This is a genomic window from Rhizobium aethiopicum, from assembly GCF_900094625.1.
Taxonomy (GTDB): domain Bacteria; phylum Pseudomonadota; class Alphaproteobacteria; order Rhizobiales; family Rhizobiaceae; genus Rhizobium; species Rhizobium aethiopicum.
Genome location: NZ_FMAJ01000005.1, coordinates 148,382 through 165,217 on the forward strand (window position 1 = coordinate 148,382; position 16,836 = coordinate 165,217).

Below are 16,836 nucleotides of genomic sequence, written 5' to 3' on the forward strand. Positions count from 1 at the left end.
TCCCATGCGTTGGATCAACACGAGGCCGAGCCGGGGCACGCAGTTCGCCTTGATGATGCTGCCCTTCGTGCTGCTCGCCCTTGCCTATGCCTTCGGCTCGGCCGCGCGACTGGCGGATAACGCCAATGACAAGCTTCTGCCGAGCCTTGCCGGCTTTGCCGATGCGATCAATCGTTTGGCCTTCGTCGCCGACCAGCGCACCGGCGAATTTCTGCTCTGGTCGGATACGGGCGCAAGCTTGGTCCGCCTGCTCTCCGGCCTCGGCATCTCGACGGCGACCGCGCTCGTTATCGGCATGCTGATTGGCATGCTGCCTTATCTGAGGGCGCTACTTGCCCCTTTCATCGCTGTCATTTCCATGGTGCCGCCGCTGGCGCTGCTGCCGATCCTCTTCATCGTCATGGGGCTTGGCGAGACGTCGAAGATCGCCCTCATCGTCATCGGCGTTGCGCCGACGATGATCCGCGATCTGGCGTTGAAGGCGCTGGAATTGCCGCGTGAGCAGATCGTCAAGGCCGAAACGCTTGGCGGCTCCTCCTGGCAGATCGGCCTGCGTGTCGTGCTGCCGCAGATCCTGCCGCGGCTGATCACCTGCCTCAGGCTGCAGCTCGGCCCGGCCTGGCTGTTCCTGATCGCGGCCGAGGCGATCTCGTCGGACTCCGGCCTCGGCTATCGCATCTTCCTCGTCCGCCGCTATCTCTCGATGGATATCATCTTTCCCTATGTCGTCTGGATCACCCTGCTTGCCGTGGTCATGAACGCCCTGCTCGATCGCCTGCGCATCGCCGTCTTCCCCTGGTCGGAGCTGGAGAAGCAGGCATGAGCGAACTGAAGATCGAAAGGGTCTGGAAGGAATATGGCGACCAGATCGTGCTCGAAAACGTGTCCTTGACCGTCGCCTCGCGCGCCTTCGTCGCCCTCGTCGGCCCTTCCGGCTGCGGCAAGACCACCTTCCTGCGCATGCTGCTCGGCCAGGAGCAACCGACGAAGGGCAAGATCCTGCTCGACGGCGAGCCGCTGCCGGCGGAGCCGGGACCGGATCGCGGCGTCGTCTTCCAGCGCTATTCCGTCTTTCCGCACCTGACGGTGCTCGGCAACGTGCTGCTCGGCAAGGAATTTTCCGCTGCGCGGTACAAGGCTAGGCTTGTCGGCGCGGCACGCCGCAACGCCATTGAGGAAGCAGGCGAACTGATCGCCGAGGTTGGGCTCGCCGGTTCGGAGAGCAAATATCCCGCGCAGCTTTCCGGCGGCATGCAGCAGCGCCTGGCGCTCGCCCAGGCGCTCATCATGAAGCCGAAGGTGCTGCTGCTCGATGAACCGTTTGGCGCGCTCGATCCTGGCATCCGCGCCGAGATCCACGCGCTGATGAAGCGGCTCTGGCACGAAACGCAGATGACCGTCGTCATGGTCACGCATGACATGCGGGAGGCTTTCACGCTGGCCAACCGCGTCGTCGCCTTCGAGCGCCGCCGCGACCGGCCGGAAGAGAAGGAGCGCTACGGCGCCACCATCACCAACGATATTTCCATCTGGCCGCCGCGCCTTGCCGGCCAGCCATCGATCTTCAGCCCTGACCGGGACGGCCCGGTCTCTTCCCTGGGGCACGGCCGGGACGACCTGGCATCATCAGGAGAGACGCTATGATGCATGTGAGACGATCGCCCGAAGAAATCGCCGCTAATCGCGCACGCTACGAGGAGCACCAGAAGAAGGGTCTGGAATTCGCGCCCAAGTCCCTGCCCGGCCCAAGCCCACTGCCGGCACCGGCCGTCGATGCCGCTGCCGTCATCCATCAGGAGACCATTCCCGGCGGCTGGTACTGGTCGACGAAACTCTTGCGCGGCGAGGCGATCCGCATCGATCAGGCGGAGGGCAATTCCACCGTGGCGCTCGTCGCCTGGAATGCCGAGGATACGAGCGAGCGGATCAATCTCGTCGACACCGCCAAGGTCCAGTGGACGACCGCACTCGGCAAGGGGCGCGTGATCTTCTCCGATATGGGCCGCGTCATGTTCTCGATGATCGAAGACAGTTCCGGCGCCCATGATTGCTTGATGGGCGGCTCGACGGCCGTCTCGAACGCAACGAAATATCCTGGCGAGAAGACCCGCAACACCCGCGACAATCTGATCCTTGTCGCCGTCAAGCTCGGCCTCGACAGACGCGATATCCCTGGCATTCTCAACCTTTTCGCGCCCGTCCGGCTGGCCGAGGACGGAGGTTTCGGCTGGCAGGGCAAGCGCTCCAACAGCGGCGATTACGTCGAGCTGCGCGCCGAGATGGACATGTTGGTCGGCTTTTCCACCTGCCCGCATCCGCTCGATCCCGATCCCAGCTATCAGCCGAAGCCTGTCGTCATCACACGCTACCGGGCGACCGTCCCTGCTGCCGATGATCTTTGCCGCACGGCGACGGCCGAGGCCGTGCGCGGTTTCGAAAACAACACCTTGATGCAGGCCTGAGGAGACGACGATGACCGATTTCATCCAAACCTCGCCTGCCCGCAATGTTCAAAATGCCGCGCAGGAGCACTTCATTCCGGCCGAAGCTCCATGGTCCGGCATCGTGCGCAAGGGCCAGACGATCCGCATCGAAGACAGTCTTGGCCAGCAGGCGATCGATACGCTCTTCTACCGTGCCGATGATTTTTCCGAGCGTTATTCCAATCAGGATACGATGCGCCTGCAAGGCGCTGCCTATATTGGCAGCGGCACGAAAATCATGTCGAACGAAGGCAATGTCATGCTGACCATGACGGCCGATAGCTGCGGTCGCCATGACACATCCGCCGGTGCCTGCTCCTGCGAGAGCAATACGGTGCGCTTCGGCCATGGCACGAAATACCTGCATGCCTGCCGCGACAACTTCATCCTCGAGGTCAGCAAACACGGGATGAGCAAGCGCGACATCGTGCCGAACATCAATTTCTTCATGAACGTGCCGATCAAGCCGAATGGCGAAATGACGATCGTCGACGGCATTTCCGCACCGGGCGACTATGTCGAACTCGTCGCGGAGATGGACGTGCTCTGTGTCATCTCCAACTGCCCGCAGATCAACAATCCCTGCAACGGTTTCGATCCGACTCCGATCCGGGTGCTGATCTGGGATGGCGAGGACTGAGCATGTTCAAGAAAGTCCTGATCGCCAACCGGGGCGAAATCGCCATCCGGGTCATCAAGACGCTGCGACGGATGGGCATCGCCTCGGTCGCCGTCTATTCCGATGCCGACCGTTTCGCTAGGCCTGCGATGATGGCTGATGAAGCGGTGCGTCTGGGCCCGGCGCCGGCCATCGAAAGCTATCTCAATATCGACGCCGTCATTGCCGCCTGCAAGGCGACGGGGGCCGAGGCAGTACATCCCGGATACGGCTTCCTGTCAGAGAATATCAGTTTCGCAGAGCGCCTCGCCGCCGAAGGCATCGCCTTCATCGGCCCTCGGCCCGAACACCTCTCCGCCTTCGGCCTGAAACATACGGCGCGGGAACTGGCCAGGTTAAGCGGCGTGCCGCTGCTGCCCGGCACCGGCCTGCTGTCGAACACCGATGAAGCACTTTCGGCAGCAGAGACGATCGGCTATCCCGTCATGCTGAAAAGCACGGCCGGCGGCGGCGGCATCGGTATGCAACTCTGCGCCGATGCCGAGGGCCTCAAGGCGTCCTTCGAAAGCGTGCAGCGCACTGCGCGGGCAAGCTTTGGCGATGCGCGCGTCTATATCGAGCGGTTCGTAGCCGAGGCCCGGCACGTCGAGGTGCAGATTTTCGGCAATGGCAAGGGCAGAGTGATCGCGCTCGGCGAACGCGACTGCTCGCTGCAGCGGCGAAACCAGAAGGTGGTCGAGGAAACCCCCGCGCCCGGCCTTTCCGACGCAATCCGCGCCCGCCTGCACCAGGCGGCTGTCGATCTTGGTGCTGCGGTTTCCTACGAATCCGCTGGCACCGTCGAGTTCATCTATGATCCGCTACGCGAGGAATTCTATTTCCTTGAGGTCAATACCCGCCTGCAGGTCGAACATCCCGTCACCGAAGCTGTCTTCGGGATCGATCTGGTCGAGTGGATGATCCGCCAGGCCGCAGGCGAGGATGTGCTGTCCGGTTCGGAGGCTCTGCAGCCGAAAGGGGCCGCGATCGAAGTGCGCGTCTATGCCGAGATGCCTCACGCCGATTTCCGCCCGAGTGCCGGCCTGCTGACAGAGGTGGCGTTCTCCAGGGACGCACGCATCGACGGCTGGATCGAGACCGGCACGGAGATCACACCCTTCTACGATCCGATGCTCGCCAAGGTGATCGTGTCGGCCGAGGACCGCCTGGCGGCGATCGAAAAGTTGAAGGCGGCCCTTGCGGGCACATCGATATCGGGCATCGAAACCAATCTCGACTATCTCAAGGCCATCGCCAGCTCCGAGCTTCTGGCGAGCGGCAAGGTGGCAACCACTGCACTGCGGGATTTTTCCTTCGTGCCTGACGTCATCGAAGTGATCGCGCCGGGCGCCCAATCGAGCCTTCAGGAACTGCCTGGCCGGCTTGGTCTTTGGCATGTCGGCGTGCCGCCGAGCGGCCCGATGGACGAGAGGTCCTTCCGTCACGCCAACCGTCTCGTCGGCAATCGCGACATGGTCGCAGCACTGGAGCTGACGGTTTCCGGCCCAGTGCTGAAATTTCATACCGACACAGTGGTCGCCCTTGCCGGCGCCAGGATGGTGATGACCGTCGACGGGATAAGAATGCCGCATGACAAAGCCGTCACCGTCCGCGCCGGCCAGATCCTCGTGATCGGCACCATCGATGGACCGGGTCAGCGTGCCTATCTCGCCGTGGCGGGCGGTTTTGCCGCTCCCGTCGTACTCGGCTCGCGTGCCACCTTCGGCCTCGGCCAGTTCGGCGGCAATGCCACCGGCACGCTGAAAACCGGCCATGTCCTTCATCTCGCTCGTCAGGCCACCGCCGATGTGCCTAAGCCGGCGACCGAGCCGGCAGAGCTGACGCGCGAATGGGAAGTCGGCCTCGTCTACGGTCCGCATGGTGCGCCCGATTTCTTTCAGGAGGACGATATCGAGATACTGTTCTCGACCGGCTATGAGGTGCATTTCAACAGCGCGCGAACCGGAGTGCGCCTGATCGGCCCTGCGCCAAAATGGGCGCGCAGCGATGGCGGCGAGGCTGGACTCCATCCCTCCAACCTGCATGACAATGCCTATGCGATCGGCGCGATCGATTTCACCGGCGATATGCCGATCATTCTCGGGCCCGATGGTCCAAGCCTCGGCGGCTTCGTCTGCCCGGCAGTCATTGCTCGCGACGAACAGTGGAAGATGGGCCAGTTCAAGCCGGGTGATCGTATCCGCTTCCATCCAATCGCGCGACCTGACGATCCGATTGCCGGCCCGGTCGTGCATCGCGGGAAGCAAGAAGCGGGATCGCCGATCATCGGCAAACGTGACGACGGGCTTGTCTCGGTCGTCTACCGCCGGCAGGGCGATGACAATCTGCTGGTCGAATATGGACCGATGACGCTCGATGTCGCCCTGCGGCTGAGGGTGCATCTATTGATGGAGGCCGTCTTGCAGGCGCGCCTGCCGGGTATCATCGATCTCACCCCCGGCATCCGCTCGCTGCAGATTCACTACGACGGGACGACGCTGACCCGTAAACGCCTGCTCGGCCTGCTGGCCGAAATCGAAGCGAGCCTGCCCGCAGCCCAGGACGTCAAGGTGCCGAGCCGCATCGTGCATCTGCCGCTTTCCTGGAACGATCCGGATGCGGAACTTGCCATGCGCAAGTATCAGGAACTCGTGCGGCCGAATGCGCCCTGGTGCCCTGATAATATCGAGTTCATCCGCCGCATCAACGGGCTGGCAGACGAACAGGCCGTGCGCGACGTCGTCTTCGATGCGAGCTACCTCGTGCTCGGCCTCGGCGACGTCTATCTCGGCGCACCGGTGGCGACCCCGGTCGATCCGCGCCATCGACTGGTGACGACGAAGTACAATCCGGCCCGCACATGGACGCCTGAAAATGCCGTCGGCATCGGTGGGGCCTATATGTGCATCTATGGCATGGAAGGCCCGGGCGGCTACCAGCTCTTCGGCCGCACCATTCAAGTATGGAACACCTGGCGCCAGACGCCGGTCTTCGCCAAGGGCAAGCCCTGGCTGCTCGATTTCTTCGATCAGATCCGCTTCTTTCCGGTCAGCCACCAGGAATTGGCGGAAGCCCGCAGCGCCTTCCCGCATGGCGGTTATCCCGTCAAGATCGAGGAGACGGAATTTTCCTATGCCACCTATGAGCAGGAATTGCAGGCGAATGCCGCCTCGATCGCGACCTTCAAGGTGCGCCAGCAGGCCGCCTTCGATGCCGAGCGCCAGCGCTGGAAGGAGGCAGGCCTCGACAGCTTTGTCACCGACGAAGGCTCCGGCGAAAGCCCGGACGGGGACATTCCCGAAGGCTGCTTTGGGGTTGCCACCTCGGTGCCCGGCAATATCTGGAAACTGCTGGTGGAGCCGGGCGCACCGGTTATGGCCGGTGATACGCTTGCCATCATCGAATCCATGAAAATGGAAATCAACGTTACCGCACATGCGCCAGGCCGAGTCCGCCACCTGCGCGCCGGCCCCGGACGAAACGTCAAAGCGGGCGATATCATTGTTGTTCTGGAGGAGTGCTGAACCATGCTGCCGACCATTCTTGATCTGACCAGCCTTCGTGCAGCATATGAGGCAGGCAAAAGCCCGCTCGATGTCATGGAGATCGTCATCGCCCGCCGGGCCGCCTCGACGGATCCCGCTATCTTCATCACCCCGACGCCTGACGAGATATTGCGGGCCGAAGCGCGCGCTCTGACGGAGCGTGCACCGGAGCCGAACAGCCTGCCGCTTTGGGGCATTCCCTTTGCGGTAAAGGACAATATCGACGTGGCGGGCCTGCCGACGACAGCTGCCTGCCCTGCCTATTCCTACCAGCCGCAGAAGGACGCAACTGTCGTTGCGAGGCTTAGGGCCGCGGGCGCAATCGTCATCGGCAAGACTAATCTCGATCAGTTCGCGACCGGCCTCAACGGCACACGCTCGCCCTATGGAGCGCCGCGCTCGGTCTTCGACAAGAATTATGTGTCGGGCGGCTCGAGCTCCGGCTCGGCAGTTGCCGTCGCCTCGGGCCTGGCGAGCTTCGCGCTAGGCACCGACACAGCCGGCTCCGGCCGTGTGCCGGCGGCTTTCAACAATCTCGTCGGCATTAAACCGACACCCGGACTGGTGCCGAATGTCGGGGTCGTGCCTGCCTGCCGCAGCGTCGATGTCGTCACCGTCTTTGCCCCAACGGTCGGCGACGGCGTCGCGATCCGCAAGGTGATGGAAGGCTATGATGCCGCCGATCCCTTTTCGCGCAAAGCGGTTCCAGCAAGCCTGCCCGCCTCCGGTCTGCGGATCGGTGTGCTCGACGCAGGCGAGCGGGAATTCTTCGGCAACAGGCAGGTCGAAGCTCTCTACGACGCCGCGATCGAAAGAGCGCGCGCGCTCGGCGCCACCATCGTTCCCTTCGACTACGCGCCGTTCCGGCAGGCGGCTGAACTGCTCTACAACGGCCCCTGGGTCGCCGAACGGCTTGCGGCGGTCAAAGAGTTCCTGGCAACAAATGGCGATGACTTTGAACCCACGGTACGGGCGATCATCGAAGCGGCCAGAGCTTATGATGCCGTCGACGCCTTCGAAGGCCGGTACAGGCTGGAAGCGCTGCGGCAGAAAACCCGGTCCGAATGGGAGAAAGTTGATTTCCTGGTGCTGCCGACCTCCCCCACAACCTACACCGTCGAGGAAATGCAGACGGACCCGATCGTCAAAAACAGCCATTTCGGCCGTTATACCAACTTTGCCAACTTGCTTGACTGCGCGGCGATTGCCATTCCCGCCGGTTTTGACGCCGACGGCCATCTGCCCGCAGGTGTAATGCTGGTGGGGCCTGCCTTCACCGACGATGCGATGGCGGCCTTTGCCGACGCCCTGCACCGGGCGGCAGAGACCGGCATGGGTAAGGACCGCAAAGCCGCGCTGCCGGAGGCAAGCCACGTGATACCTCCTGCTGATGACTTCGTTCCGATCGTGGTCGTCGGCGCGCATCTGACGGATATGCCGCTGAACCATGAGCTGACGCGCGCGGGCGGATACATGTTGAAAGCAGCCCGGACGGAGGGCAGCTATCGGCTCTTTGCCCTCAATGGCACGATCCCGCCCAAGCCGGGGCTGGTGCGAGATCCGGACTTTTCCGGCAATGGCGTGGAAGTTGAAGTTTGGGCCCTGCCACCGGCGGCATTCGCCCATTTCGTCCAGAACATTCCGGCTCCGCTTGGTGTGGGCAAGATCACCCTCAGTGATGGAACTTGCGTAACCGGATTTCTCTGCGAGGGGCATGCGGTGAGCGGTGGACGAGAGATCACCGAGTTCGGCGGCTGGCGCAACTATATCAGGGCGGCCAGCCCGGTGGCCTGAAGGGAGATCGGATGCAAAAACTTCTATCAAAGGTAAAGCAGCTGGTTTTTGCCGGTCTGATTGCCAGGACCCGCGCGGTCTGGACGGGCAGGCGATAGGAACAGCGTGCATCCGCCCGCCCCAGTTCATTGATTTCTGTGCGCCGTTGTCTGAAACCGACGCACACTTTCTTACGGCATGCCCTCATTTCATAAATTGCCGCGATAGGCAGAGGCGCTAAAGCGCGATAAGGCCTCACTAGCCTCTAAAAGGCATCGGTATGGGCGCAAATTGATGCTTTTCGTGCGCAATGATTTTCCCTACTCACTGCTAGATGAGCAATGAGAGGTGCGGCGATGGCAATGCCATTCTACTGGAATGAACTGAACACCTACGACTTTGCCGGACTTTCCGCTGACACCACGATCGCCGTGCTTCCCATCGCCTCGACCGAACAGCATGGCCCCCATCTGCCTGTTGCAACCGATGTCGCCATCGCCAACGGCATGCTTGCCGAGTTGCGGAAGCAGAAGCCCGCCGACCTCGATTGTCTGGTCCTGCCGACACAGGAGATCGGCAAGGCCAACGAACATATTTACGGACCGGGAACGCTATCGCTCGGCGCCGAACTGCTCATTCCGGTCTGGACCGCGATCGGCGCCAAGGTTGCCGAAGCCGGCATCCGCAAGATGGTGATCGTCAATTCGCATGGGGGCAATGTCGATATCATGAGCATCGTCGCGCGAGAGCTGCGCGTGCGCTACGCAATGGCGGTCGTCTCCACGCAATGGGGTCGCTTCGGCCATCCCCAAGGCATGATCAGCGAACATGAACTGAAATACGGCATCCATGGCGGTGAGGTGGAAACGTCGCTCATGCTCTACTTCCGGCCCGATCTGGTACGGATGGACAAGGCTGAGAATTTCACGTCCAAAGGGGAACGGATGCGCGAACACTCGAAATACATGCAGCCGTTGCCGCCGCATTCGCTGGCCTGGATCGCCCACGACCTTAATCCTTATGGCGTCGTCGGCGACGCATCGCTCGGCACGGCCGAAAAAGGCGAAGCCATCTGCCGCCATCAAGTCAAGGGTTTTGTCGATCTGCTTCATGACCTGAAGAGCTATCCGCTTTCCAATCTTTATTCGAAGTAAAGCCTTGTCGTGAACCGTGGCTCACATCGCGACGGACGTATCCGCCGCGATGTGGCCCTTGGCCTGCAGCTCCTGCACCAGGCCGGCCAGTTCGGCCAGCAGATATTCGACGAACAGGCTGGTGGCGGAATCAAGCGGCGCCCGTGCGCGGGCAAAAAGCTTCATCGGCTGACGGCGCGCATGCGGCTCCGCGATCGGTCGGAAGACCAATTCGCCCTGCCGGCATTCGTTGATGACATCGAGCGGGTTGAGGATCGTCAGCCCGGCCCCCGACTTAACCAGCTTTTTCAGCATCTCCGATGCATTGGTTTCGAGGACCGGTTCGACATGCACGTCCAAGCGCGCCAAGGCCAGATTGATCACGTCACGCAGGCTGGTCCCCTGCTGGGCCAGCACCAGGCGCTCCTGGACGATATCGGCCAGGTTGATCGGGCCGGGGCCGATCAGATGATGCCCGGGCGGCAGAACCACGCCGATCGGAATGTCGAAGTTGCCGAGGGTGCGGATGCCGGGCGTTGCCGGAATATTGAAGCCGAGGCCGATATCCACCTCGCCTGACAGCACCGGATTGACCGTCATCGTGCCGGCGTCGTTGCGCAATTGCATGAAGACGCGCGGATGCTCCGACTGGAACCGCGCAATGATTTCCGGCAGCGGCCCTGCCGCCAGGCCGACCGTCGTCACCAGCCGCACCTTGCCCGCCTGTTGCATCTTCAGGCTGCGGATGCGCCCCTCCAGCCGCTCGTAATTCTTCAAGACGTCGCGAATATGCTCGATGCAGAGTTCGCCTGCTGCCGTCAGGCGCAGACCGCGCGGCAGCCGCTCGAACAGCGGCGCTCCCATTTCTTCTTCCAAAGCGAGAATCTGCCGGTTGATCGCCGAAGACGCCACATTCAGCCGCGCCGCTGCTTTGCGGATTGAGCCCGAGCGTGCGATCTCGTTGATATAGAGAAGTTTTCTGGAGTGCAGCATCACAACCTCGTTGCACAAAAATAAAGCACGCAGCGTAAAATAGGCACAGGCATTCTTTGAGATGCCGAAAAGGCATCGTTGCGCACGAAATTTGATGCTTTTCAAAGAGCAAAGCAATCGCTCCTATGAAGAAAATCGAGCGTCGCCTCAGACGTTGCGAATTCAGAAGGGGAACGTCGACAATGTCCAATATATTGAAGCACAGCGTCTCTTCCGCACTTATAGGTCTTGGCGGAATGTTGGCCTGCATTGCTGGCGCGCACGCGGCCGATAAAGTCAGCTATGGCACCAACTGGCTGGCGCAGGCCGAACATGGCGGGTTCTATCAGGCGGTTGCCGATGGCACTTATGCGAAACACGGCCTCGATGTGACGATCGTCCAGGGAGGCCCGAATGCGGCGAACAGCGCACTGCTGATCTCCGGCAAGATCGATTTCTACATGGGTGGGCCACAGGGCGAGATCTCGGCCGTCGAACAGGGCATTCCGCTCGTTGATGTCGCAGCGATCTTCCAGAAAGATCCGCAAGTGCTGATCGCGCATCCCGATGCCGGCATCGAAAAATTCGAAGACCTTGCGAAGCTCACGACGCTGTTTCTCGGCAAGGACGGCTATCTCACCTACTTCGAGTGGATGAAGGCGAACTTCAAAGGCTTCAGGGACGAGCAGTACAAGCCTTACAATTTCAGCCCCGCGCCGTTCCTCGCGGACGAGGAGTCTGCGCAGCAGGGCTACCTCACCTCCGAGCCCTATGAGATCCAGAAACAGGCCGGCTTCGAGCCAAAAGTCTTCCTGCTCGCCGACAACGGATACTCGCCATATTCGACGATGATCACCACGACGCAGGCGATGATCGACGGCAGGCCCGATGTCGTCCAACGCTTCGTCGATGCCTCGATCGAAGGCTGGTACCACTATCTATACGGCGACAACACCAAGGCCAACGAGCTGATCAAGAAGGACAATCCTGAAATGACGGATGGCCAGATCGCCTACTCCATCGCCAAGATGAAGGAATACGGCATCATCGAATCCGGCGACAGCCTCGACAAGGGCATCGGCTGCCTGACGGACGCACACTACAAGGCGTTCTTCGATGAGATGGTAGCGATCAAGGTGTTCAAGCCAGAGACGGATTACACCAAGGCTTTCACGACGAAATTCGTCTGCAAAGGCACCGGAATGGCGATGAAGAAGTAAGCCGCAAATGCCATCTGGATCCGCTGCGAACGCGGCGGATCCCGTTCTTTGGATGAATGAGACAGGCAATGCCCCCAGCAGAAGCTCAGGCCCTATCCCCGAAAGAGATGCGCAAGCGGCCGTTGGTCGTCATGCAATCGGTCTCGAAAGCCTTCTCCAGCGGAACCATCGCCCTTTCGGACATGTCGCTCATGGTGGAAAGCGGCGAGTTCATCAGCCTGCTGGGTCCTTCCGGCTGCGGCAAGTCGACGGCGCTGCGCATCATCGCCGGCCTCGGCGATGTTACCTCGGGCTCGATCGACTGGCCGAGTTCACGCATCAATCCCAAAGGGCTCCCGGAGGGCGATATCGGCTTCGTCTTTCAGGAGCCGACGCTGATGCCCTGGAAGAACGTGTTCGACAATGTGCATCTGCCGCTGAAGCTGAGGCATATTTCGAAGACGGCGGCGCACGACCAGATCCTGGAGGTGCTGACAACCGTCGGTTTGCAGGATTTCGCCAACGCCTATCCGCGCGAACTATCAGGCGGCATGAAGATGCGTGTATCGATCGCTCGCGCGCTGGTGACGAAACCGAAACTGCTGCTGATGGACGAACCCTTCGCGGCCCTTGACGAGATCACCCGCCAGAAGCTGAACGACGATGTGCTCCGGCTTTGGAAGATGACCGGCATCACCGTCATCTTCGTCACCCATTCGGTCTTCGAATCCGCCTATCTCTCGAACCGCATCGTCGTGATGAAGGCAAGGCCGGGGCGCGTGCATGCCGACCTGCCGCTGACGACCAGGCTTGAGCGCGACGCCCATTACCGCACTTCGGAAGAATACCGCAAAGCCTGCGAGACGGTCTCGCATTCGCTGATCGGGGCGATCAATGCGGTGGAGGACTACCGATGAGTGACGAAAAATCCGCGGCGCCGCTGTTTGTCAAGGCGACAGCAAGCGCCCGACGCCGCGATCTGGCACTACGCATCTTGATCCCCCTCCTGGTCATCGCGGCGCTGATCCTCATCTGGTATGCCTATGTGGCGCTGTCCGGCGTTCCGCCCTATATCCTGCCGGGTCCGGCGGCGGTCGCCGATGCTTTCGTGACCGACTGGGGCACGCTTGCCCCTGCGCTCTGGGTCACCACCAAGATCACGCTGATATCGCTGCTGTTGGCGCTCGTCGGCGGCGTCGGGTTTGCGATCTTCCTCGTTCAGTCGCGCTGGATCGAACTCGCCTTCTATCCGCTCGCGGTCATCCTGCAGGTAACGCCAGTCGTGGCGATCTCGCCGCTGATCCTGATCTATGCGCCGTCGACCCAGGTTGCGCTGCTGATCTGCGCGTTCCTCGTCGCCTTCTTCCCGATCCTTTCCAATATGGCCCAGGGGCTGAAGAGCGTCGACCACAACCTCATCAACCTGTTCGAGCTCTATGGCGCCTCCCACTGGCAGACGCTGTTCTTTCTCAAGCTGCCGGCGGCCCAGCCCTATTTCATGACCGGCCTTCGTATCGGCGGTGGCCTTGCACTGATTGCCGCCGTCGTCGCCGAATTTGCCGCTGGCTCGGCGGGCGCCGGCTCCGGCCTTGCCTTCCGGCTGCTCGAAGCACAATACCGGCTCAATATTCCGCGCCTCTTTGCGGCGCTGCTGATGCTCTCGCTGCTCGGCGTGGCGATCTTCGCTGTCACCTCCTTCATTTCGTGGCTTGCCCTGCACCGCTGGCACGAGAGCAGCCTGAAACGGGAAAACTGATGACCTATTCCTTCATCTCCCCGCCCAATGCCGGTCGCTTCGTGCTGAGCAACGCAACCCTGCCTGCCGCCGCCGTCGCCAGTTATGAGGCGCCCGTTGTCGAGGGGCTCGTCCGAGCCGATATCGTCATCGCCGACGGCATCATTGCTGGTATACTGCCGCCCGGGGACGCGCCCGTGGAACTGGCGAAGTCCGACCTGAAGGAGGGCATGGTCTGGCCCTGCTTCGCAGACATGCACACGCACCTCGACAAGGGCCACATCTGGCCGCGCAACGCCAATCCGGACGGCACATTCCCGGGAGCGCTGGAGGCCGTGCGCGCAGACCGCGAAGCGAATTGGTCGGCTGGCGACGTGAAGAAGCGCATGGAGTTTTCCCTGCGTTCTGCCTATGCGCACGGCACCAGCCTCATTCGAACCCATCTCGATTCCCTTGCGCCGCAGCACCGCATTTCCTTCGAAGTCTTTGCCGAAATGCGCGAGACCTGGAAGGACAGGATCGCCTTGCAGGCGGTGGCGCTCTTTCCGATGGAAAACATGGCGGACGCGGCCTATTTCGCCGATCTCGTTACGGTGGTCCGCGAAAAGGGCGGGCTGATCGGCGGCGTTACCCGGATGAGCGCCGATATCGACAGCCAGCTCGACATGCTGTTCAGAACCGCAGCCGATCACGGCCTCGATGTCGATCTTCATGTCGATGAGACCGATAATCCGACTGCCGAAACCCTGAAGGCCATTGCGCGGGCCGTGCTGCGCAACCGCTTCGGCGGCAAGGTGACGGCCGGCCATTGCTGCTCGCTCGCCCGCCAGGACGAGGAAACGGCAAAGCGCACCGTCGATCTCGTCGCGGAAGCCCGCCTCGCCATTGTCTCACCGCCGATGTGCAACCTGTATCTGCAGGACCGCTATCCCGGCCGCACACCGCGCTGGCGCGGCGTAACGCTTTTCCATGAATTGACGGCAGCCGGCGTCGTAACCGCTGTCGCCTCCGACAATACCCGCGATCCCTTCTATGCCTATGGTGATCTGGATCCGGTGGAAGTGTTCCGCGAGGCGGTCCGCACCCTGCATCTCGACCATCCGCTGGATACGGCCGCGCGTGTCGTCACCACCTCCCCCGCCAGTATTCTCGGCCGGCCGGATATGGGGCGCATCGCCGTCGGCTCCGCGGCCGATCTCGTGCTCTTTAGCGCCAGGCGCTGGAGCGAATTTCTTTCCCGTCCGCAGTCCGACCGCGTCGTCCTTCGCCGCGGCAAGGTGATCGACCGCAGCCTGCCGGACTATCGTGAACTCGACAGCGTCGTTGGAGCCTGACATGCCGGATTATCAGACGATCAGACAAGAACTCGAAGGCATCGCCATCGAAGACAATCCGGCGCTGGTGCGCCAGAAGAGCCGCGATTTCTACTGGTATTCGCCGATACTGAAGGCGCAGCTCGACAACGTCACCGCCGATCTCATCGTCACGCCGAAAAACGAAGAAGAGGTCATCCGGACGTTGAAGGTCGCCTTCGCGCACGGCGTGCCGGTCACGCCCCGCGGCGGCGGCACCGGCAATTACGGCCAGGCGATGCCGCTTTCCGGCGGGATCGTGCTGAACCTTGCCGCCATGGACAAGATCAAGGAAATCCATCCTGGCCGGGTGATCTGCGAGCCCGGCATCATTATTGCCCAGCTCGACAAGCAGACAAAGGCTCATTCCGGCCAGGAGCTGCGGTTCCATCCCTCGACGGCGCAGATGGCGACCGTCGGCGGTTTCGTCGCCGGCGGCTCCGGCGGCGTCGGCTCGATCACCTGGGGTGGCTTGCGCGATCTCGGCAATATTCTACGCCTGCGCGTCGTCACCATGGAAGCCGAGCCACGCGTGCTCGATCTCACCGGCTGGGATCTGCAGAAGGTCAGCCATGCCTACGGCACCAACGGCGTTATCACCGAGATCGAAATGCCGCTGGCGCCCGCCTATGACTGGGTCGACGTTCTCGTCGGCTATGACGACTTCATGGCGTGCGTGCGCTTTTCGGATGCGCTCGCCAAATGCAACGGCATCCTCGTCAAGGAAATCGCGCCGATCGCCGCTCCGATCCCGCACGACTATTTCACCCGCCACAGGCCCTATATTCGCAATGGGCAGTCGGTGGTGGTGCTGATGATCGCGCCGCATGCGATGGATGCCTTCCTCGCCTTCACCTCAGCCCACAAGGGCGAGGTGATCTTCCGCTCCGACAAGGTCGAGAGCATGAAGGGTATCCCGCATGCCTATGAACTCGCCTGGAACCATACGACGCTGCGGGCGCTGAAGGTCGATCCCGGCTTCACCTATCTGCAGGTCCAGTACCCGGGCCCGGATCACGTGGCCAAGGTCGCCAAGATGGTGGAGATCTTCGGCGACGAGGTCCCCGGTCATCTCGAATTCATCCGGTTCGACGGGCAGATCCAGTGCTCCGGCCTGCCGCTGGTGCGCTACACCACAGAGGAGCGGCTCGAAGAGATCATCAAGATCCATCAGGATCACGGCTGCCCGATCTTCAATCCGCACCGTTACACGCTGGAGGAAGGCGGCATGAAGCGCACCGACAAGGTGCAGCTCGCCTTCAAGCACGAGACCGACCCCAAGGGGCTCCTGAACCCCGGCAAGATGATCGCCTGGGAGAACCCGGACTTCGATTTCGATGCCGGCAAGAACTATCTCTTCCCAGGCCTTGCGGCTGTCATGGAGGCCTCATGAGGGTTCTCGTGCTGCATTCGCATCCGGTCGAGGAAAGCTACGGCAAGGCGCTCTACCAACAGACGCTGGAAAGCCTCCGGAGAGGCGGCCACGAGGTGGATGCCTGCGATCTCTATGCCGAGAATTTCGATCCCGTGCTCTCTCGCCACGACCGGCTCACCTATCACGACTATCCCGGCAATACCGATCTGGTGAAACCCTATGTTGAGCGGCTGAAACGGGCCGAAGGGCTGGTGCTGGTGACGCCGGTCTGGAATTTCGGTTTCCCGGCAATCCTCAAAGGCTATTTCGACCGCGTGTGGCTTCCGGGCGTCTCCTTCGAACTCGTCGACGGCAAGGTGGAATCGCGGCTACGCCATATCAGCAAGCTCGCGGCCGTGCTGACTTATGGAGCAACGCCATTCCGTGCCTTCGTCGCCGGGAACCCGCCTAAGAAGATCGTCAAGCGCGTGCTGAGAGCACAGATCAACCCGCTGCGGCCCGTCACCTTCCTTGCTCATTATGACATGAACAACTGTACGCAGGAAACGCGGGCAAGGTTTCTGACGAAGGTGAAGACGTCGATGGAACGGTTCTGAAGCATCGCGCCACCG

The 16,836-nt window shown here is 61.7% G+C and carries 14 protein-coding genes; 13 read left to right on the forward strand and 1 reads right to left on the reverse strand.

Features of this window, described 5'->3' with window-relative positions; all coding sequences use genetic code 11:
• The first annotated feature begins 4 nt into the window (after window positions 1-4).
• The 7 genes from GA0061105_RS12805 to GA0061105_RS12835 all read left to right on the forward strand — a co-directional run bounded on the left by GA0061105_RS12805 (window position 5) and on the right by GA0061105_RS12835 (window position 9,613).
• Window positions 5-823: an ABC transporter permease gene (locus tag GA0061105_RS12805; RefSeq protein WP_092750474.1), complete on the forward strand. Its 819-nt coding sequence runs from the start codon at window positions 5-7 to the stop codon at window positions 821-823.
• The gene (locus GA0061105_RS12810; RefSeq protein WP_064692865.1) at window positions 820-1,644 is read left to right on the forward strand and encodes an ABC transporter ATP-binding protein; all 825 of its coding nucleotides are present in this window, start codon (window positions 820-822) and stop codon (window positions 1,642-1,644) included. The genes GA0061105_RS12805 and GA0061105_RS12810 overlap by 4 nt, the downstream gene beginning before the upstream one ends.
• Entirely contained in the window at window positions 1,641-2,462 is an 822-nt protein-coding gene (locus tag GA0061105_RS12815) for an urea amidolyase associated protein UAAP1 (RefSeq protein WP_092750476.1), read from the forward strand. Before GA0061105_RS12810 ends, GA0061105_RS12815 begins: the two co-directional genes overlap by 4 nt.
• Before the next feature lie 10 nt (window positions 2,463-2,472).
• Entirely contained in the window at window positions 2,473-3,123 is a 651-nt protein-coding gene (locus tag GA0061105_RS12820; protein ID WP_092750478.1) for an urea amidolyase associated protein UAAP2, read from the forward strand.
• Between the two features lie 2 nt (window positions 3,124-3,125).
• Window positions 3,126-6,665 (forward strand): urea carboxylase, encoded by a 3,540-nt coding sequence (uca, locus tag GA0061105_RS12825; protein WP_092750480.1) that lies wholly within the window; start codon window positions 3,126-3,128, stop codon window positions 6,663-6,665.
• Window positions 6,666-6,668: 3 nt separating this feature from the next.
• Window positions 6,669-8,480 carry an allophanate hydrolase gene (gene atzF / locus GA0061105_RS12830; protein WP_092750482.1) on the forward strand — a complete coding sequence of 604 codons (1,812 nt, stop codon included), beginning with the start codon at window positions 6,669-6,671 and terminating at the stop codon, window positions 8,478-8,480.
• A gap of 335 nt (window positions 8,481-8,815) precedes the next feature.
• Window positions 8,816-9,613 carry a creatininase family protein gene (locus GA0061105_RS12835; protein ID WP_092750484.1) on the forward strand — a complete coding sequence of 266 codons (798 nt, stop codon included), beginning with the start codon at window positions 8,816-8,818 and terminating at the stop codon, window positions 9,611-9,613.
• A 21-nt stretch (window positions 9,614-9,634) separates the two neighbouring features.
• On the opposite strand, the gene GA0061105_RS12840 is transcribed toward GA0061105_RS12835, so the two are convergent.
• On the reverse strand, window positions 9,635-10,585 hold the full coding sequence (locus GA0061105_RS12840) for a LysR family transcriptional regulator (protein WP_064693207.1): 951 nt from the start codon (window positions 10,583-10,585) through the stop codon (window positions 9,635-9,637).
• 182 nt (window positions 10,586-10,767) lie between these two features.
• On the opposite strand from GA0061105_RS12840, the gene GA0061105_RS12845 reads away from it, so the two are divergent.
• The 6 genes from GA0061105_RS12845 (at window position 10,768) to GA0061105_RS12870 (ending at window position 16,821) form a co-directional block, all read left to right on the forward strand.
• Window positions 10,768-11,784, forward strand: coding sequence for an ABC transporter substrate-binding protein (locus GA0061105_RS12845; RefSeq protein WP_092750486.1), 1,017 nt, complete (start codon window positions 10,768-10,770; stop codon window positions 11,782-11,784).
• A 68-nt stretch (window positions 11,785-11,852) separates the two neighbouring features.
• Window positions 11,853-12,680 (forward strand): ABC transporter ATP-binding protein, encoded by an 828-nt coding sequence (locus GA0061105_RS12850; protein ID WP_092750488.1) that lies wholly within the window; start codon window positions 11,853-11,855, stop codon window positions 12,678-12,680.
• Window positions 12,677-13,519 (forward strand): ABC transporter permease, encoded by an 843-nt coding sequence (locus GA0061105_RS12855; RefSeq protein WP_092750490.1) that lies wholly within the window; start codon window positions 12,677-12,679, stop codon window positions 13,517-13,519. The genes GA0061105_RS12850 and GA0061105_RS12855 overlap by 4 nt, the downstream gene beginning before the upstream one ends.
• A complete protein-coding gene (locus tag GA0061105_RS12860) occupies window positions 13,519-14,832 on the forward strand; it encodes a cytosine deaminase (protein ID WP_092750492.1) in 1,314 nt (437 codons plus the stop codon). The genes GA0061105_RS12855 and GA0061105_RS12860 overlap by 1 nt, the downstream gene beginning before the upstream one ends.
• Before the next feature lies 1 nt (window position 14,833).
• Window positions 14,834-16,243: an FAD-binding oxidoreductase gene (locus GA0061105_RS12865; RefSeq protein ID WP_092750494.1), complete on the forward strand. Its 1,410-nt coding sequence runs from the start codon at window positions 14,834-14,836 to the stop codon at window positions 16,241-16,243.
• Window positions 16,240-16,821 (forward strand): NAD(P)H-dependent oxidoreductase, encoded by a 582-nt coding sequence (locus GA0061105_RS12870; protein WP_064692854.1) that lies wholly within the window; start codon window positions 16,240-16,242, stop codon window positions 16,819-16,821. The genes GA0061105_RS12865 and GA0061105_RS12870 overlap by 4 nt, the downstream gene beginning before the upstream one ends.
• Window positions 16,822-16,836 lie beyond the last annotated feature (15 nt).